We start from the raw sequence: 19903 nt of genomic DNA on the forward strand, positions 1-19903 counted from the left end.
CAACACCTATTTTTCAAAAATATTAAAAATCCTTATCAAATGTATATTTAACAAGCATTTTGGTTGTTTTTAACGCTTCAATGAAGCACTAAAGTTCAACATACGATCTAATGGTAATTTCGCACGTTCTGACAAAGCTGGATCAACGTGTATTTCTTGATCACCATGTTGTAATACATGCAAAATTCCATCTAGTTCATTCATTGCCATCCAAGGACAATGCGCACATGAACGACAGGTTGCACCTTCACCTGCTGTCGGTGCTTCAAATAACTCTTTATCTGGCGCCGCTTGTTGCATTTTATAAAAAATACCACGATCTGTTGCCACAATCATTTGCTTATGTGGCAAGGTCTGTGCCGCTTTAATCAATTGTGAGGTACTGCCGACTGCATCAGCAATATCAACCACAGACTCTGGAGATTCTGGATGCACTAACACAGCAGCATCAGGATAAAGCGCCTTCATCTGAGCAATACCACGTGCACGAAATTCTTCATGTACGATACAAGCACCATCCCACAACAACATCTCAGCGCCTGTTTTCTTTTGAATATAACGCCCTAAATGCTGATCAGGTGCCCAAATGATTTTTTCACCCAAGCTATCCAAGTGTTCAATGATTTCAACTGCACAGCTTGATGTCACCACCCAATCTGCTCGTGCTTTTACTGCGGCGGAAGTATTCGCATAAACGACTACTGTATGGTCAGGATGCTGATCACAAAAAGCAGTAAACTCATCTACAGGACAACCGATATCGAGTGAACAGGTTGCTTCTAATGTTGGCATGAGAACCGTTTTTTCTGGTGATAGAATTTTTGCGGTTTCGCCCATGAACTTCACCCCAGCGACCACAAGTGTTGTTGCAGGATGATCACGCCCAAAACGAGCCATTTCCAAAGAGTCTGAAACACAACCACCAGTTAGCTCTGCAAGCTCCTGTACATCAGGATCACAGTAATAATGCGCGACAAGCACTGCATCTCGCTTTTTCAGCTCAGCTGCGATTTGAGCAAATTTTTCTTGTTTCACTTCTGGGCTGAGGCTATGGTCCTTTGGCTCACCCAAACGATCTAAATGCGCCTGCACAATGTTTTTGGCTTCGTTCGCAATTAAATTCGCATCATTCATAAAACGTCTTCTCTATCCTGCGTGCTTGCATTACTGCAAACTTATAACGTGGGTATCTGGTGATCATTTGGGATAAATCACATCGTCCACAAACAAGCGATATAAAAAAAGCCTCACTGTGGAGGCTGCATTATAGCGCAAATTTACGAACGATAATCGGCATTAATTTTCACATAGTCATAAGATAAGTCACACGTATACACCGTATCTTTAGACTGACCACGACCTAAATCAACACGAATCATAATTTCGGTTTGCGCCATAACCCGTGCGCCGGCCTCTTCGGTATAGTCTTCGGCTGCACCACCATCTTTACAGATTTGTACATCATCTAGCCATACTTGAATTTTTGAGACATCTAAATCTTTGACGCCCGCATAACCAATCGCAGCCAAAATACGCCCCCAATTCGGGTCTGATGCAAAAAGCGCGGTTTTCACTAAGGGTGAATGGGCAATACTATAGGCAATATCACAACACTCTTGGGTATTTGCACCACCTTCTACAGCAACGGTAATAAACTTGGTTGCTCCCTCACCATCACGAACAATCAACTGTGCTAAACGATTCATGATACGTGCCAGTACCTCTAACACTTTGGTATACCGTGCATCATCTTTTGAGGTAATTTCAGTTCCACCTGCTTGACCCGTTGCTACAAGAATACAAGAGTCATTGGTTGAGGTGTCACCGTCAATCGTAATTCGATTAAATGAATGTTCAACTGTGGTCTTTAATAGGCTTTGTACCAAATCACGACTAATCGGCGCATCTGTGGCAACGAAACTCAACATGGTGGCCATATTTGGACGGATCATTCCAGCGCCTTTACTGATCCCCGTCATGGTATAAGTGATCCCATCAATTTCAAATTGTTCAGATGCACCCTTTGGCACAGTATCTGTGGTCATAATGCCAGAAGCAGCATCCGCCCAAGCAGACGGTTGTAATGTATTTAGTGCGGGTTGAAGTCCAGCCAACAAGCGCTCCATCGGAAGCTGCTCACCAATAACACCGGTAGAAAAAGGTAAAACCTCAAAACTGTTTACCCCAGTCAGTTCAGCCAACTGCGCACAAGTATCTTGAGCATTTTTCAAGCCCGTTGGTCCCGTACCTGCATTGGCGTTACCAGTATTAATCACTAAATAACGAGGATTTCCTTGTGCGAGATGAGCTTTGGAAACATGGACAGGTGCAGCACAAAATGCATTCTGGGTAAATACACCCGCAACATTTGAGCCTTCTGCCAATTCAAAAATGACTAGGTCTCGTCGATTTGGATAACGTACATACGCCTCAGTTGAGCCAATTTTTACACCCTGCACCACATGCATAAGTGGCATCGTTACGTCACCAACAGCCATTTTTAAACTTCCATTCAATTTGTTATGAAAAAGAAAATGAATACATACCCTATATATGAGACTCGGAAAGGTCATCTACAACCTGCGTGGTGTTTGTAATATACCGTTTCTGCGATAGATAAAACAAATGCAATAAGTGAACAGGTTTTGTAGATGACAATGCCTTTGGTTACTTTGGGAGAAACCAAAGCAACTCGAACCGAAGGTTATTCCTAACATTGGATTACACTAAGCAAGACACCGCCTCGCTAATAACTGAGTTACGGTTCAAGTCATAAAATATGTTGATTCATATCTGCTTTGGTAGCTTATTCCAAAAAGAAATGAAAATCGAGTATTAACAATACAGATTATGGAATTTGGTTTTGCTCTAAACTCAATAAAATTTGCTTCTTATCCAGACCACCTGCAAAACCAACCAAAGCACCACTCGATCCAATCACCCGATGACACGGCGCAACAATCGAAATTGGATTTTTTCCATTGGCAGCACCTACGGCACGAACCGCTTTTACATTACCAATCTGAAGCGCAATATCCTTATAACTTCGCGTTTGCCCAAAAGGAATAGTCAGTAATGCTTGCCAAACTTGTTGTTGAAATGCAGTTCCTTGAAAATCTAAAGGCAAGTCAAATTGCTGACGTTGCCCTGCAAAATATTCATCTAATTGTTGCTTAACTTTAAGGAGAATGGGATGTTGATTATTTTCAGTCAACTGAGCTAGACGTACACGCTTATGATCTTCATTGTCCCACATAACAGCAACTAGTGCCTGATCATGTGCAACCAGTTTTAGTGTACCTACTGGAGATTCCATATAAATATACACCAGTTGCATCAACCATCTCCTTTAAGCAATTTTACTCATCCCTTTTAAACAAAGAGAAGACTTCTTAATTTGAGGAAAGTTTCATCAAAACTAGACCTGAAACAATCAACACGGCTGCAATCATCCGCATTGCCGTCATTGGTTCATTCAGTACCACAATTCCTATCACAAACGAACCAATTGCACCAATACCCGTCCAAACCGTATAAGCTGTACCTAAGGGTAAAGTTCTCATTGCAGTTGCAAGTAAGCCAAAACTCAAAATCATGAAAACAAGGGTAATCACCGTCGGTGTTAAACGGGTAAATCCCTCTGACAGTTTCATTGAATACGCCCAAATAATTTCAAAAATGCCTGCCAAAATTAAAATTGCCCACGCCATTTTTTTCTCTCATACATAGCAAGGGTTGGGTCGTCCCAACATGATTCTTTAACGAGAGGTCGTCCTACTCGGTGAATTAGTGTAATTTAAAATACGATGATTATGTGAATTGTTATGTATCTAAAACAGGTGATGTTCAAGAATTTTTACACTCTCAATGCCAAACTACACGATCTACTCGCATTAACTCACACGCGCCACTGCCCGTGTCCTCACGAGACAAGGAACTCCGCCATCGCCAACCATCTGGTGCCTGAATCTCAATTAATGCACCTTTCAGGTAAACCAAATCATCTTTTTTAATCTGCTTAAGTTGCTTAGCAACCTCTTCAGTTGCAGGTACCAAATGCATATTGGCACTCTGCACAGCGATTTGGCGAAGCGCTATCGGTGGCTCAGAATCGACTCGCCAGTAATACCAACGATTCCGCTGTGAAACTTCAACCTGCTTATAAATTTCAGGTTTTGCCATATCCCCCCACCCTACAGCTAAATCAATGGGAGAGAACTCTGACTCACGACCAGCATGATAATCCTTACGAGCAAGTACCCGAAAAGCGCCCTCATAAGTTTCCAATTCTACAATTTGTACTCCTTGTGCTGTAACTTGAGTTAGATTCGGCACGGGTTTGAGCCAATTGGTCCAAACCAACCACATTAAAGCAATCCCCATTAAGCCATAGATCCATCTAGGCATAACTCATTTATCCTTTGTTATTTCTGAACAATATATCCATCCATTGTTTGAATCTCACAACAAGAGTACTCAGAATTTTTTTAATTCGAGTTAAATCATTTTCATCAAGCTTGGATTGATTAGACACATCAGTATCATCAGTTTTTGGTACAACAACCTCCAATGGTTCATAATGCGTAGTTGTCTGCTGTAGTTCAGCACCTAAACTCAAACGTTGCAATGCGGCTGTGACCACCTCAATCGGATAATGATGATAAAGCGACAAATGTCGCGCTTCATAATCGATGCTGTGTTCCAATAACAAATCGGAAAATGGAACTAAGGCTGATCTTACCCGTTGTGCCTCAACGGGACTCGACATATCTGGAATATAATAAAAACTAACACTCATGCAACCATCTGTAGGAATCAATTCCAGTTGGGAACGATTCGAATGCTGGGTATGTTCTTTTTGCAAATTCTTTCGATTTGTTTTTGCTGTTATTTGATCGTTTTGTTGTTCTAAAGCCATTGATGCACCATAAATGACTCAAAAAAGATACTGTTAGTATAAACCAACAGTATCTCGAAAAAATGACATTTAATCAGATATTTTAGATAGAAATATCAAAATTTTAGCGTAAGCCCAACACCATAAAGCCCGCCTCTTTCACTATCAGAAGCCTTTTGCCATTCAGTTTGCTTTACACCTTGATGATAAGCATAAGCGACATCGATAAAAGGCATCACTTTTTTAGTGATTTCATAACGCAGTTGCACACCAGTTTGAAGCTTTGATAAGCCAGTTTTCCGAGCATATTTAGACTCATCACTCAGCACGACATCTGCATTTAAATACGGCTGAGCTATTAACTTTTGTGTAAACAATACATCTCGACTCGTTTCCAAATTCAGTTGCCAGCGCTGATCTGCTCCAGCATAAATATAGGCGTCTGTCTCAAAAAAATATGGTGCTAATCCATGTAAACCGAATACAGCACTCCATTGATCCTTATCTTGCTGTTGCTCCGGTTCATACTGATATCGAAGACCTGCTTGAACATCCCAAAAATCAGCAATATTTCGACTATATAAGACCTTCGCCTCAGTTTGGGTTTTCTCTGACTCGGCTTTCTCAACATGTGCTTTGATGAAAATTTTATTCTCGTCAGTTCCCACCCAAGTTTTCAACTCGGTGCTTGTACGCCCTCGCCCATCATCGTTGAGTATCCATGCATTTTCCAAACTGGTTGCCTGATAAATTTGTCCACCATGTTCTAAACGATGATCATGTTGTCCATGTACAGCGAGCCGTGATCCAACCTGATGTGGTGAATGATCTTTTAATGGCGTATTTATAGAATCTGATTGCAACAATGTGTGATCATGCTCTTCAAGAGCATAAGTCAATAAACTGATTGATGAAAGTACGCCCCCAATAAGAGCCTTTTGAATCAATCGTTTCATCTCAGAAGATCGCTTAATGATGTGCATGGCTCGCTCCTTGAGAAGGTTGAATAGATGTTTTTTGTGGCGCTACATTTGAATCATCGACATTTGCGACAATCAATTTACTCATCATGCCCGCTGACATATGAAATAGTAAATGACAATGAATCGCCCACTCCCCCAATTCATCTGCAGTCAACATTGCTGTGACGGTTTGCCCAGGTTGAACAACGATGGTATGTTTGTTAGGCATATTCGCCGCTGTTTGCCCATTTTCCAGTTGCATAAACATGCCATGTAAATGCATAGGGTGAGCCATCATGCTTTCATTCACAAACTTCAAACGAATACGCTCACCATATTTCACTTTCAATGGTTCAAAGTCTTTATCGCTAAATTTCTTACCATCAATTGTCCAAATATACCGTTCCATCGTACCGCCAAGACGAATAACTAACTCTCTTTCTGCTGGACGCGTGTCTGGTTGAGGCGTTAAAGATTTTAGATCAGCATACTGTAGAGCTTTGTGCCCGATTGGCGTTGCTGCATTCGCCCAGCCATCCACTGTTTTAGATTTTGCGTTTTGCTCAGCAATAGATGATTGACTTGATTGATGTGCACTATGGTCCATTTGGCCATGCTTGCTGTGATCCATCTGTTGATGTGCACTATGGTCCATTTGACCATGCTTGCTGTGATCCATCTGTTGATGTGCACTATGGTCCATTTGACCATGCATACTGTGGTCCATCTGCTGATGTGCGCTATGATCCATTTGATCATGCATACTGTGGTCCACCTGCTGATGTGCGCTATGATCCATTTGATCATGTGATCCATGTCCCATATCTTCCATGGTCAATAAAGCACGTGGACGAGATGTGGGTATATGAATCTTGTGCTGTGATTGAGAATGCATTTCGTTGTGTAAAGATGCGATTGCAAAACCAGATCGATCGATCGACTCAGCTTCAATTTGATAATGTGCTTGTTGTGGCTCAACAATTACGTCATAAGTCTCCGCAGCGCCAATACGAAACTCATCTACAGGTACAGGTTGCACAGGCTGACCATCCGCACTAACGACCGTCATTTTTAATTTTGGAATCCGAACATCAAAAAATGACATTGCTGATGCATTAATAAAACGCAAACGAACTTTTTCACCTGTATTAAATGCACCAGTCCAATTCTGTTGCGGCGTTTTACCATTGACCAAGAAGGTATAACCAGTGACGTCCGATAAATCTGTTTTAAGCATCCGCATCTGATTCCACATCGAACGGTCTTGCCATGTCGCTTTTAAGCCTTGTTGCTTGATCTGTTTCCAAACATCTCCAACTGTTTCACGTTGATTTTGATAATACTCAGCAGACTTTTTAAGATTTGCCATGATCTGATCACTTCCTGTTTCATGGAAGTCCGAAAGCATCACCACATAATCACGCTCTGCGTTCTCATGAGCTGCAACAGGTTTTTTACCTTTAGGATAAATAACCAATGCACCATACAAACCATCTTGTTCTTGTCCTTTGCTATGGGCGTGATACCAATAAGTGCCGTTCTGACGAACCTTAAAACGATACTCAAAACTTCCATTGGGTTTTATCCCTTGAAAGCCATTAAAACCTGGTACACCATCCATCAAACCAGGTAGAAGTAAGCCATGCCAATGCAAAGACGTATCTTGATTTTTTAATTGATTGTGTACATGAATAACCGCTTCATCCCCTTCTTCAAACTCTAAAAGAGGCGCCACAAATTTACCATTTACCGTAATTCGCTTAACTGGCTTTCCTGTGATATTGACTATCTCTTGATTGATATTCAGATGATATTCTTTAATTGCAGCCCAGCTATAAGGTGCAAATAATAAGCTGATGCTTGCGATAACACTCGCATAAATTTTGGTAGACATGATCTTTTCCTAATCTGTTAAAAAACAATCCCTCTTCCTGAAAGAGGGGTAAAATTCAACAGATCAGGCTTTCGGTGGGCGTAGAATTTCCTGCCAGTAGCCCGCAAGATGGCGAGCTTGATAGTCTGTTTTCTTATCTATACTTAACTCAACAGACACCAGTATCGACAGATCAAGAAGTTGTTGATCTAATGCAAAATTAACAGATTGACAATGAGAAGGATGATTACAGTCCTGACAGTGCTGTTCACTCTGCATTTTCCCATCATGGCATTTGAGTAGATTACTCATATCACTCTGCTGTAAATGATGATATTGATCTATCATTTCCAGATCATGACAAGGCATAGTTTGAACTGTTGATGAATTATGATCAGAATGAAATACTTCGGCCGCAGCAACAGCCACACTACTTCCCCCAATGAAAAATATCATCAGGAATACAAACCATACTTGTTTGCATTTTCTCAGTAGCTGCACTAAATCATCCTTTTAAAGCAAATTAATTTCTTACAGATAGACTTAGCATAAGTTCTTTCTGACTTATGCACAATCCTCTTTATGTTTTGATTCTGCAATATCGAATAGATTTATTTATATTAATGCTGATTTATTCAACAACATTACTCAAATAAAAAAATGAGTAAAAACAGAGCAAAATAAACAATTTAGCGCACAAAAAAAGGACAAAAAATTGTCCTTTTTGCTGTATATATAAACAACTGAAATCATTTTGTTTATTTTAACAACACTTTATCCACCTGGTTATCAACACGGTTATCCACCGAGTTATAAACAAAGTTATCCACATGGGCAGCATTAAGAAAAGCAAAGCTTTTTAGCTTGCACTACGCAAGAGCTACGCTCGAGAACAAATACAAGAAAAATAACGCTCAGCCCTAAGGAGAGATTAAAGCTCCGTAGGAAGACAAAAACTATGTCGCGTAGCGTTCAATGCTACGCATAGCCCGACAATAGTATGAAAATACTAAACTTCTGTCGCACCAACTTTAGCTAACTCTGCACGCATTTGGTCAATCACCGTTTTATAGTCTGGTTGACCAAAAATTGCTGAGCCCGCAACAAACATATCAGCACCAGCTTCTGCCACTTCGCGAATATTTGCAGGACCAACGCCACCATCGACTTCTAAACGAATATCACGACCACTCGCATCAATAATTTTACGAGCTTGACGCAGTTTATCTAAAGTCTTTGGAATGAATTTTTGCCCACCAAAACCTGGGTTTACACTCATTAACAAGATTTGATCGACTTTATCTAAAACATAATCAAGATAATGCAATGGTGTTGCTGGATTAAATACCAATCCCGCTTTTGCTCCACCAGATTTGATCAATTGCAAAGAACGATCAATATGCTCAGTAGCCTCTGGATGGAAAGTAATAATATCTGCACCTGCTTCTAAAAAATCACCAATCATTCGATCAACAGGTGACACCATAAGATGAACATCAATCGGTGCTTTGATTCCATAATTCTTTAGTGCCTTACAAATATGTGCACCAAAAGTCAGGTTTGGCACATAATGATTGTCCATTACATCAAAATGTACAACGTCTGCACCTGCAGCTAGCACTTTTTCTACATCTTCTCCTAAACGTGCGAAATCAGCAGATAAAATCGAAGGTGCAATTAAATAAGGCTTGGACATGGGTGACCTGGCAAACTCTGAAAAAATGATTGATCAAGTATAACAAATTCAACACAGTGAAGTCTGTTATAAAGTGATCAAGATAGCATTGCAAAGATGCAACATCCCGTTGCAGGAATACTATTTCTAAAGCGAAATCGATTTGTTATTTTTATTTGCCTATCATCAAAAGATTTTAGATCATGAATAGTTCAACACAATTGACAACAAACGAAGGTAAACGTATCAGCAAACGTTTAGTAAATCATTGGAAACATAAATTTGAGGTGTCTGAAACCGAAGCATATTCGAAAATATTTATGCCCACTGCAACAGTGACATTAACACCTCAAGAACAACATTTAGATGTGCTGATTGAGAATCAACAAGATGATGTTACACATTTAGAGCAAGTGGTGATTGACCATTTAAACCGCATGGCTCAACAAGAATTTATTGTTGAATGGAAACATAACTAAAAAAGAACGCCCAAAACGTTCCTTCTAACCCTAGGCTTTTTCTAGCTGTATTGCATGAAACTGCAAATGGTCATCAATAAAACTTTGAATAAAGTAATAACCGTGATCATAACCTTGGTGTAACCGTAAAGTCAGCGGTTGCCCTACATCCAAACATGTTTGTTTAAATTTTTCAGGGTTGAGTTGAGCATAAAACTGATCATCTTTACCCTGATCAATTAATATTTCATCAAACAATTTCCCTTTTTGCTGTACTAATGCCGTCGCATCATGCGCCAACCAAGAGTTTCGATCATCACCTAAATATTGACTAAAAGCCTTTTCTCCCCAAGCACATACGCTTGGAGCACAAATCGGTGCAAAAGCAGACACGGATTTAAATTGTTCAGGATACTTAAATGCTAAAGTCAATGCGCCATGGCCACCCATTGAATGCCCGAAAATTCCCACTTGATTTTCAATAATTGGGAACTTTTGCAATACCTGCGCATATAACTCATCTACCAAATAAGACTCCATTTGGTAATGTTCCGCCCAAGGTTGTTGTGTTGCATTGATATAAAAGCCAGCCCCCTGGCCAATATCCCAATGATCACCTTGTGCAACTTGATCACCTCTAGGAGAAGTATCGGGCATGATCAAAATCAGATTTAAGCGAGCAGCCATACGTTGTGCATGTGCTTTAATGGCAAAAGTTTCTTCAGTGCAGGTCAAACCCGCAAGATAAAATAATGCTGAACATGGTTTTCCATCCAACGCTGCTGGCGGTAGGTAAACCCCAACTTTTGTCAAACCTTTAAGGTATTGGGACTCAAACTGATAAATTTGTTGTTCACCGTCAAAACAACGATTTTTTTGCAGTAGTTGCATGTTCATTATCCTGTGTTTTTACTGGTTCAGATGCTAAACGCTGGTTAGGAAATAAGTATGGCTCTAATTGCGGCAACATTAACTCCATATTCCGACCGATCGACCATTGTGGCTCAGAAGGTTCAACGCCCTGTGCAATTTCCCATTTAGTCACTGTTTGCTTAGCTTGCTCAAATGCCATTTTCATTGAGTCTTGTTCACGCATGGCTAAGTCAAAAAATGCACGACCGAAATAAGTATAATCCACTTCACTATTACAGCCGAAAGAAGTCTTATCTGCAGCAGATGCGGTGATAATTAAGGTATCAGGTGACTGTAACGCAGGAATAAAACTACCTGAATAACATGCTGAGATTACAATAACACGCCAACGAATGCCTGTTTTATCTAGCGTCTCACGTAACCATTTAGGATCAACCTGCCCTAAATCCAATGGTGCATTTTCAAGCTCAAAATGGTTACGTTCCCCATGTGACGTCATATATAAAAATAAAACATCACTATCACGATTCATCTGCTGACCAATACGGCGCAAGGCCAACTCGATACTGGTTTTTGAAGCAATCGGGATATCTAAACGTGTTGCTGGATTATTCACCAGCATAATCGAACGACCAAAAGTCCCAAAACGGGTATCAAATTGTTCTTTTATTCGTTCAATTTCAGAACGGAAAACATCAGCATAACTATCTCCAGCTACGCCTAAAAAATACCAATGGCTTGTCGCAAGATCACTAAACTGAATTTGATCCAATGCATTATTTAACAAATGACTTTGAGCATAAAAAGCATCTTCAGCAAAACTTGCGGGTCTCTCTTCAACTTTCCAAATCGGTTGATCTTTTACGGAAAGCTGCCAAACAACCAAGGTTGCAATCGTTGCCACAAAAACTAAGGCGCGTTCCCACCATGGCCAATTCAATGCCCGAGAAATCACCCAAATCACGGCTAAACTCTGCCAAACAAAAAGAGCCGCAAATAATGGCGGTAAAAAACCGTTATAGATACTATCTGGGATAAAGTTGAGATAACCGTTGGAACCGAGATACTGAACTAAACACTGTAAAAGTAGAATATTGGTATCTAGCACTAACCACAATAATGCTGGTACAAGCATCAAACGAGGCTGATTCATCCGTTGAGATAAGAATATCCCAACAATCAATGCAATAAATGGCCAAAGTGCATAACCAATTAGACCTTGAGAGTTAAAGTCTCCGACCTGACCTGCGACCAACCAACTATAAAGTGAATTCGTACAAGCGCCTAAAAACCCCCATAGAATTAACTGGGCAATCGAAGGGTGAACCACTTGTAAAGATCGACGAGACCCTAGAAACAACCACATTCCAGCAATTTGGTTACTTTTAAAATCATGCCAGATATTTATCGATGGTTTGAGGTCTATCATAGAATTCTTCAGGACTAAACTCAAAATATGTCATTCTTTTTATAGAATGAATCTCATTTTTCCAATGAAATGTAGTATGCAATGCTAGTGTATTCTAGAGCAGATTTTTTTAGCAATTATGCTTTGGCACTATATCACAAATCTTTACTGAGCAATGACCTAAGGCACACAATCATTTGAACATAATTTAAAGTTAATCTCTTGAAAAATAAGCATCAAAACGACAAGCATCACCTAGCCACTGATGATCTGGAGTTTGATCGGCAAGGAAAACCGCATGTCGAGGACGCTTAACAATCACACGTTTGGCGACTTGACGAGCCAAATCAAGCAACTCATCGCCTAAATCCATTTCACCATCTTCAGGTAACAATAAATGTAAAAGCTGCATTTGCTTTTTAACTTGGGCCTGTTTTTTGATTGCCTGTTGGTTTTGATCACGCTGTGGAAACATCGGATCTAAATACACAACATCAATAGATTGATTCTGTAGTTTAAGTTGTTGTAAGTGAGATGCAGAATCTGCAAATACCAGTTGAATCCTTGATGCTGCTGATTGAAGGAAAGCATCTTGTTTTGCTTGATGATGCGCATCTTCTAATAGGCTAAACAAAATTGGATTTCGCTCAACCAAATGTACTGCCGCACCTAAATGTGCCATTAAAAGACTATCATGTCCCAATCCTGCAGTTGCATCAAGCAAGTTTGGTTTTTCAGACAATTGACATGCTCGCGCAAGCATTTCCGACTTTAGACTTGCGCGCTTTAAACGAGGAATTTCCGCCTGCCAATCTGGTCTCATTTTCATGCCATTTGCACATAGCCATAATCCAGATGCATCAACGCAAAGACCTAATTCAGGATTCAGACGTAAAAATCGAGCATTTAACTGCTCAATCAAACAAAGTTCGACCTGAACACCACGTAAAGAAAGCACAGCATGATAATGCTGTGCTTTTTCAATATCTGTGGCTTGATAAAATAAGCGAAACCCGCTTACCATAATTTCCAACCAGTAAAGAATAATAATAAAATCAATAAGCCAGAAGCAATGCGGTACCATGCGAAAATCATAAAGTCCCGTTTAGCTACATAGGCAACCAATGCACGGATCAGAAGTAAAGCAGAGATAAAGGAAACAACGAGACCAACCGTAATGACAGTCCAATCCTCTAGACCATCAAAGACATGATAACTCTGATATAAATCTAATAAACCTGCGCCAATAATCACAGGAATACCCAAGAAGAATGAAAACTCTGTTGCCGCTTTACGAGACACCCCTAAATACATCGCACCGATGATCGTTGCACCAGAACGCGATGTCCCAGGAATCAAGGCAAGTACTTGGATTAAACCAATCCAGACCGCTTGTTTAAAAGTAATATTCTCAACTTCAACAGCTTTAATTTTTGGTGGATTTTTCTCAACCCAAATAATGATTAGACCACCAATAATTAGACCTAAAGCGACAATAACATCATTAAAAAGCACCTCTTTAATGACTTGTCCGAAAGTTAAACCAACTAAAACAATTGGAATCGAAGCAAAAATAAGGCTTAGTCCTAAACGACGACCTTTTTCTTCACCAGTCACCATACCTGTCGCAGCATTCCACAAACGCGACCAGTATTCATAAATCACGGCTGCAATTGCCCCAATCTGAATTGCGACAACAAATACTGCACTTTTCTCTGTCGTCCAGAAATCCATCAATTCCGATGCCAAAATCAAGTGACCAGTACTTGAAATTGGTAAGAACTCAGTAATACCTTCGACAATACCCATGATCGCTGCTTTGAGCAGCAGTAACAAATCCATACCTAACCCGCTTTACCTTGTTCTGGAATTTTTTTCCATGCATCATCACGCAAATAAACAGGAAGTGCGTATTCTGCATCAACCCATTTATGTTGTGCCGCATAAACTTTTGCAATACTTGCGATATCTTGTGCAGTTGCCACAATTGCTTGCAAACCATCCTGATCAGCTTGAATGAGTGCTGCGCCAGAACCGACCGCAATAAATTTACAATATGCCGTAGCTTGCTCGTAATTTAATAGTTTCTCATCATCAATTGCCTGCATAATTCCATGTTCATCGAGGCTAAAGTTGGCTATATAAACCTCTTGCATACGTGCATCGAGTACGGCTGTTACTTGCTGTAGACCTGAATGACGAAATGCTGCTTGAGCCAAAGCTTGCAAACTTGAAACAGGAATCACGGGTAAGTCTTGTGACCACGCTAATGCTTGCGTGACTGCAGCATTAATTCTTACCCCACTAAAAGAGCCAGGTCCACGACTAAATGCGATTGCATCGACATCTTTCAATTGTGTATTTGTTTGTAATAAAGCATCTTCAATTAACGGTAAGATCGTTTGAGTTTGTGCTTTCGCACGACTATCTAATTGAAAATAGAGCTCTTGAGTCATATCAACCAATGATACGGAACACTGTTCATTTGCAGTTTCCAACGCAAGCAACTTCATGCAAAACCTTAAGCGAAGTATGATGAAAAACGAGCGATATCATACCCCACTCTATTCTCATATTCGAGTTGTTCTCTATTTAGATACAAAAAAGCCAAACTTCTGTTTGGCTGGTTTTTATTTCAAATAAAGACAGAGATTAAAAGCTAAACGGCTCTAAATCTAAAAAGTTTTTATAATGCTCTGCATAATGTAATGCGCTCAACCGTAAACGTGCTGCGCCTTGTTCATCTATGGTCTTTACCACTTTCCCTGGTGACCCCATTACGACAGAATTATCAGGAATGACTTTGCCTTCTGGGATCAATGCATTTGCTCCGATAATACAATTCTTACCAATCACAGCATTATTCAGAACAACAGCATTTATACCAATCAGTGAATTATCCCCGATCGTGCAACCGTGTAACATTGCCTGATGCCCAACTGTCACGTATTCACCGATATTGAGTTCAATACCTGCATCGGTATGTAAAACAGCATTCTCTTGAATATTAGAAAAATGACCGATACGGATTACACTATTATCTGCGCGTACTACAGCACCAAACCAAATACTGACTTGTCGTCCGAGCTCAACCTGTCCGATTACAGTTGCATTAGGCGCAGCCCAACCATCCCAAGGTTCATGTAATGCTTTTGGACTCAATCCCTGATATTTATACATCATGATAAAAAACTCATTTAGTTAGACAAAATTAGAACTTAGACAAACCAAAATTTGGTGGATTAACAAGAAAAGGCCAATTCTTTTGATACCCCAATCCATATTGAAATAAAGAAACCAGCATCCGTGCAGTCAATCCCCATACAATTTCACTCTCGACTTGCATGCTTGGGAAATAAATCGACTGTCGAGCTAAACGGACCTCATAGGGTAATGGTGGTGCTTCCATTAAAGTTTGCAACTGAACAAAAAAAATACGTTCGATCTCAGTTGGCTGAGCAATTAAATCAACATGCGCGGGAATCAAACCAACAATAGGCTTCACAGATAAGCCACTACGTGCACGCTGAATCGGGAGATCACCTAAAAGTTTTACATCAAATGGATTCAAAGCTGTTTCTTCTTGCGCTTCTCTCAGCGCAACCACGATATTACTGGTATCACTCGGATCACGCTTACCACCAGGAAAGGACACCTCGCCTGCATGTTGTGATAAATGAATAGAACGACGTGTCAATAACACTTTGGGTTGCGCTTCTTGTGTGATTGCAATTAAAACAGCTGCATCTGCTTGTTGGATTCTTTTGGAAAAACGCAACCGTTGTTCTAAAAGTTGTATTAACGATGGCTCTCCCATATAACTCATCTCTTCTTCTCGTTTTTCATAGTTCATCATCATAGCCGAAATTTTAGCTGCAATCATAGATGATGATGCGAAGTCGTTAAAATTCAGTTATGCTGAGTTATCTCTATCGCTGATGATAATTATGAGCTTTTGCGTTGCGTGTGGGCATCAAACCAAACAAAAAATTCCTGTAGGTGATCATAAGTTAAGATGGGTCTGCACAAATTGTGGCAACATTCATTATGAAAACCCCAAAGTGATTTGTGGAGCTTTAGCCATTTGGGATGATAAGGTTTTATTATGCCGCAGAGCGATTGAACCACGTTATGGATTGTGGACATTACCTGCGGGTTATATGGAACTTTTTGAGACCATGGAACAAGGTGCCGCCAGAGAAACTCGTGAAGAAGCTGAGGCAGAAGTTGAAATTGAACAATTATACTGTATGTACAATATTCCACGTATTGGACAAATCTATGTACTGTTCAAAGCACAATTAAAACAGGGTTTATTTGGTGCAGGCGAAGAAAGTCTCGAATGTCGTTTATTTGAAGAACATGAAATTCCTTGGACCGAACTCGCTTTCCCTAGTGTTGAACAAACATTAAGACATTATTTTTCTGATAGAAAACAAGGCTTATTTCCAACTCACTTAGAAACACTCGGCACTCGCTTAGATCATACAGGCTGAATAAAAAAAGACCGCAAATTGCGGTCTTTAAACAAATTAAGGTTTTATTTTTATCGCATTGCAGGCAGGAATGTTTTGATTTGCGATTCGAATACTTGCAGTGCCTCGATAACCTTTTGCAAACTCACGTTCTTGAGCTGTTGGTTCAACATATTTGCTCTTGTCCGTATCTTTATGATCGTAAACATTAATATATGTTGTTAGATATAAAGCATAATTATTTAACCATGAAGCGGTATTATTTGAAAAGTTTGTGAGGTTGATACCACTTGCTTGCCCATTTAATAGGTTGTGCACATTAATTTTTGCGCCACCAATATTCAACTGTCCATCTAAAGAAGTGAAATTTAGACCAAGCAATACTCCTTCTAGCGCGCCAAATCTTGGATTTGCTAGGATCATACGCACAGTAATGGATTTATCATTTGCTGAATACAAAGCTCCACCGGTCGTACCAATTCGATATTGTGTTACATTGTACTCATCAATAAATGTACCATCCGCTTGTGGTTCCGCTTTAGCACAAACACCAGACATATCTGTAGCTGTTGCATCTTTTTTAATGTCAGTACGAATATCACCATACTCATCAATCACTATACCTAAATCAACAGGTGAAATACTACTATCCTGGAATCTAAACGTTAAGGTTGCATACAATGGGAATGCATAACGTTGTCCTGATTGAACATTTTTTTCTGTAGTAAATACATCTTTTGGTAAGTAACTTGCAGGGTTAATCTTAAAGACGTCAGTTACACCTTTATAATTTACACTATTAAGGCTCTGCTTCCACACTCCCAAATCTTTAGCATTATTAAATGGGTCAGTCGCTTTCGCTTTCGTCAATTGTCGATAAACAGCTTCTGTGCTCACAATATTTGATCCATTTATCAACTTACCTTGTGTGATCAATAAGTCTTCAGCAGGATTGTCCGTATCTAATTTAAAGCGTAATGGTTGATCAGGATTAATCTCCTGACGAATTAAATTAAACCAGTTTTTTTGTGCAGTGATTTGTAGCTTTTCAGGCTTAACTTTTGTAATTAATGCAAGTGGGGGAGATATAATATCATTCGTTATGGTTGGAGCCCCTTTCCATTGTTGTCCATAACCTAAGATATAGCCTTGACGATCTGTCAATAGTTCAAAACGCCCCATCGAGTGCCGTAAACTGGCCCCCTTATCCTCACCGATATTGAGGCAATCTTTATAAAGCTCCCGATTACATCCAAATAGACCATCAGGGAAAACGCCACTCCCCTCATCCGGCAATTCAATAACGCCATTACTTCCTGCTTTAAAAATTGGCAGCTCAGCATACCATACCCCCATATTACTCAATCTGAGTAATTGATTAATAATTTCCAATGCCTGCTCATTATTGATTTTACTAACATCTAACCATGGTTTAATGAGACTAGCATATCGACCATTATTAAATTCTGTAGCTCCAATCTCCTGAGTAATCTCCTTGAGTTGATTTCTTTTTTCCTGTGTGATTTCTGTAGGCTGAATATCACCAATCACATTATCTTTCTTTTCAGCACCGATACTTTGGAAAATCTTAACTAGTGCTATAGCAACAAGCGTAGTGTCATCGTTCACGTCCAATTCTGTAGGACTTTTGCCTGTTAAAGCCATCGCTAAATCAATAACTCGAATACGTGCTGGCACACCTACTTTTGTTTTCGTTATATTATCTAAATGAATCGTACCTAAACTAATTCTAGGTGACTCTTCACCTTGAATATAAAAACTAACCTTATCACCTAACTTACAAGCCCCGGTCACAGCATTACCATCAAGCTTTGTCACAAAATGATTAACATTATCACTACTACAATCAAAATTAATACCTGCAATTGGATAATCTAAAGCAAACTGTAAGCAGTTCTCTTGCCTAATATCACAACTGGTGCTTGATGTAACCCCCTTAATTCCTTTTGTCGGGTCCTCGTTAATTTTAGCACTTTCTCCACCACATCCATTTAACAAAACAGTTAAAGCTGATAATGCAAATGGTAAAATAATCCTTTTTTTCATAATTCATTTATCCTAAATTATTACTGTATTACCGATATCTTGATTTGACCTTGATTCGAAAGTTCATACTCAGGAACATCTACTGCGGATGCTAACGGTGTCATCATGACATAATGAGCATCTGTTGGGACCTTAACCACCCCATAGATCGCAGCGTGTTGTAAAAAGTTTGCATTTGTAGTGCCACTTTTGAAACCACTTACACCTTCTTTGATACATCCTTTTTCATCTAAAAATACAACCAACGGCCAATAATATAGTGGTTTTTGATTGCTCACAGCATATGAATCAATCTGTAAATATTGGATTGAGCGATCCAATTTTACTAAATCATATTCAAATTTTTCTTTTAAAGGCTTCCTCGGCCATAATCCTATATCTTTTTGGTAAGCCACTGTTTTAATTGATTTAGAATAACCATTTAAAAAACATTGTTCATCTTCAAAAGCAAGTGCAAGATCTTGTGTCGACAACCGTATATAGTTTTCAGATAAAACAATGGGTTCGGCGGATTGCACAGAACGATTTAATAATTTATCTAAAACCGAACGGCTCACACCTTTTTTGCGCTCAATCGTTTCGAGACGACCACTCCCATCCGGCATCATATAAAATCGCTTTTTTCCGTCTAAATTAAATTCCTGATCCTCTAGATAATCACTATTTACATATTCGATACCATCAATTTTCTCAAAAGCACTAAGAGACTTTTCTTTAGAGATTGATTTATCCTGTACAACAGCAGGATTGGCTGTATCTGTCATAGAAGAAGATTTTTGCTCTTGTACAACTGAAGCTTTAACTTCTGTTTTTTCAACTGTGGAGGGCAAAGTATGTTTTTGCTGTACAACAGGATTCACTCGCTCAATCTGATTCGAGGTTTCTAAAGGCTTTGACCTCGTGTTATCAATCTTGGAGGAAGGAGGTTCTACATAAACTTGTGGGGATTTTGGCTGTTTAATCGTACTTAAGTTTGTTTCTGCAGATGGAGATGGTTGCGCTGTATCAATATCTTTAACTTTGTTTTGACTAGAGACCGACTTGTTTATTTGTTTTTTTACAGCAACATCCTGTTTTACATTCCGTGTAGGAACAATCATTGGACGACCATCGGGTCCAATGATTGTATAAAAGCCATCTGCGTAACTATTTGAGCCACTTACACATGCAATAGTCAACATTAAAATCGCAAGTTTAGGGCCTTTTTTCATTATC

21 protein-coding genes are annotated in these 19903 nt (G+C 39.6%); 2 read left to right on the forward strand and 19 right to left on the reverse strand.

Features of this window, described 5'->3' with window-relative positions:
* Window positions 1-69 precede the first annotated feature (69 nt).
* From nadA to rpe, 10 genes are all read right to left on the reverse strand, one after another.
* A complete protein-coding gene (gene nadA / locus F2A31_RS12290; RefSeq protein ID WP_150026605.1) occupies window positions 70-1134 on the reverse strand; it encodes a quinolinate synthase NadA in 1065 nt (354 codons plus the stop codon).
* A 143-nt stretch (window positions 1135-1277) separates the two neighbouring features.
* A complete protein-coding gene (gene argJ, locus F2A31_RS12295) occupies window positions 1278-2498 on the reverse strand; it encodes a bifunctional glutamate N-acetyltransferase/amino-acid acetyltransferase ArgJ (protein WP_150026606.1) in 1221 nt (406 codons plus the stop codon).
* A gap of 350 nt (window positions 2499-2848) precedes the next feature.
* The gene (locus tag F2A31_RS12300) at window positions 2849-3337 is read right to left on the reverse strand and encodes a methylated-DNA--[protein]-cysteine S-methyltransferase (RefSeq protein ID WP_150026607.1); all 489 of its coding nucleotides are present in this window, start codon (window positions 3335-3337) and stop codon (window positions 2849-2851) included.
* Window positions 3338-3392: 55 nt separating this feature from the next.
* On the reverse strand, window positions 3393-3710 hold the full coding sequence (locus tag F2A31_RS12305; protein WP_005081305.1) for a DMT family transporter: 318 nt from the start codon (window positions 3708-3710) through the stop codon (window positions 3393-3395).
* Between the two features lie 154 nt (window positions 3711-3864).
* Entirely contained in the window at window positions 3865-4407 is a 543-nt protein-coding gene (locus F2A31_RS12310; protein ID WP_150026608.1) for a hypothetical protein, read from the reverse strand.
* Between the two features lie 7 nt (window positions 4408-4414).
* Window positions 4415-4918 carry a cobalt transporter gene (locus tag F2A31_RS12315; RefSeq protein ID WP_150026609.1) on the reverse strand — a complete coding sequence of 168 codons (504 nt, stop codon included), beginning with the start codon at window positions 4916-4918 and terminating at the stop codon, window positions 4415-4417.
* 95 nt (window positions 4919-5013) lie between these two features.
* A complete protein-coding gene (locus tag F2A31_RS12320; RefSeq protein ID WP_150026610.1) occupies window positions 5014-5880 on the reverse strand; it encodes a copper resistance protein B in 867 nt (288 codons plus the stop codon).
* Entirely contained in the window at window positions 5867-7753 is a 1887-nt protein-coding gene (locus tag F2A31_RS12325; protein WP_150026611.1) for a copper resistance system multicopper oxidase, read from the reverse strand. Before F2A31_RS12325 ends, F2A31_RS12320 begins: the two co-directional genes overlap by 14 nt.
* Window positions 7754-7816: 63 nt before the next feature.
* Window positions 7817-8233, reverse strand: coding sequence for a hypothetical protein (locus F2A31_RS12330; RefSeq protein ID WP_150026612.1), 417 nt, complete (start codon window positions 8231-8233; stop codon window positions 7817-7819).
* Window positions 8234-8741: 508 nt separating this feature from the next.
* Window positions 8742-9428: a ribulose-phosphate 3-epimerase gene (rpe, locus tag F2A31_RS12335; RefSeq protein ID WP_150026613.1), complete on the reverse strand. Its 687-nt coding sequence runs from the start codon at window positions 9426-9428 to the stop codon at window positions 8742-8744.
* 182 nt (window positions 9429-9610) lie between these two features.
* Here rpe and F2A31_RS12340 point away from each other — a divergent pair, with 182 nt between their 5' ends.
* The gene (locus F2A31_RS12340; protein ID WP_150026614.1) at window positions 9611-9886 is read left to right on the forward strand and encodes a DUF2218 domain-containing protein; all 276 of its coding nucleotides are present in this window, start codon (window positions 9611-9613) and stop codon (window positions 9884-9886) included.
* Between the two features lie 30 nt (window positions 9887-9916).
* Here F2A31_RS12340 and fghA read toward each other — a convergent pair whose 3' ends face one another.
* The 7 genes from fghA to F2A31_RS12375 form a co-directional block, all read right to left on the reverse strand.
* Window positions 9917-10756 (reverse strand): S-formylglutathione hydrolase, encoded by an 840-nt coding sequence (gene fghA / locus F2A31_RS12345; RefSeq protein WP_150026615.1) that lies wholly within the window; start codon window positions 10754-10756, stop codon window positions 9917-9919.
* On the reverse strand, window positions 10725-12167 hold the full coding sequence (locus F2A31_RS12350; RefSeq protein ID WP_150026616.1) for a C13 family peptidase: 1443 nt from the start codon (window positions 12165-12167) through the stop codon (window positions 10725-10727). The genes fghA and F2A31_RS12350 overlap by 32 nt, the downstream gene beginning before the upstream one ends.
* A 193-nt stretch (window positions 12168-12360) precedes the next feature.
* The gene (locus tag F2A31_RS12355; protein WP_150026617.1) at window positions 12361-13170 is read right to left on the reverse strand and encodes a class I SAM-dependent methyltransferase; all 810 of its coding nucleotides are present in this window, start codon (window positions 13168-13170) and stop codon (window positions 12361-12363) included.
* Window positions 13164-13988 carry an undecaprenyl-diphosphate phosphatase gene (locus F2A31_RS12360; protein WP_150026618.1) on the reverse strand — a complete coding sequence of 275 codons (825 nt, stop codon included), beginning with the start codon at window positions 13986-13988 and terminating at the stop codon, window positions 13164-13166. Before F2A31_RS12360 ends, F2A31_RS12355 begins: the two co-directional genes overlap by 7 nt.
* A gap of 2 nt (window positions 13989-13990) precedes the next feature.
* The gene (gene tsaB / locus F2A31_RS12365) at window positions 13991-14659 is read right to left on the reverse strand and encodes a tRNA (adenosine(37)-N6)-threonylcarbamoyltransferase complex dimerization subunit type 1 TsaB (protein WP_150026619.1); all 669 of its coding nucleotides are present in this window, start codon (window positions 14657-14659) and stop codon (window positions 13991-13993) included.
* Between the two features lie 139 nt (window positions 14660-14798).
* Window positions 14799-15326 (reverse strand): gamma carbonic anhydrase family protein, encoded by a 528-nt coding sequence (locus F2A31_RS12370; protein WP_161419651.1) that lies wholly within the window; start codon window positions 15324-15326, stop codon window positions 14799-14801.
* 31 nt (window positions 15327-15357) lie between these two features.
* Window positions 15358-15963, reverse strand: coding sequence for a CoA pyrophosphatase (locus tag F2A31_RS12375; protein ID WP_150027807.1), 606 nt, complete (start codon window positions 15961-15963; stop codon window positions 15358-15360).
* Window positions 15964-16093: 130 nt separating this feature from the next.
* Here F2A31_RS12375 and F2A31_RS12380 point away from each other — a divergent pair, with 130 nt between their 5' ends.
* On the forward strand, window positions 16094-16642 hold the full coding sequence (locus tag F2A31_RS12380; protein WP_150026620.1) for an NUDIX hydrolase: 549 nt from the start codon (window positions 16094-16096) through the stop codon (window positions 16640-16642).
* 36 nt (window positions 16643-16678) lie between these two features.
* Here the strand turns inward: F2A31_RS12380 and filF are convergent, their stop codons facing one another.
* Window positions 16679-18688: a putative pilus system protein FilF gene (filF, locus tag F2A31_RS12385; RefSeq protein ID WP_150026621.1), complete on the reverse strand. Its 2010-nt coding sequence runs from the start codon at window positions 18686-18688 to the stop codon at window positions 16679-16681.
* 20 nt (window positions 18689-18708) lie between these two features.
* Window positions 18709-19869 (reverse strand): putative pilus assembly protein FilE, encoded by a 1161-nt coding sequence (filE, locus tag F2A31_RS12390; protein ID WP_407643280.1) that lies wholly within the window; start codon window positions 19867-19869, stop codon window positions 18709-18711.
* Window positions 19870-19903 lie beyond the last annotated feature (34 nt).

Origin of the sequence: Acinetobacter suaedae, from assembly GCF_008630915.1 — a bacterium.
GTDB classification, from domain to species: domain Bacteria; phylum Pseudomonadota; class Gammaproteobacteria; order Pseudomonadales; family Moraxellaceae; genus Acinetobacter; species Acinetobacter suaedae.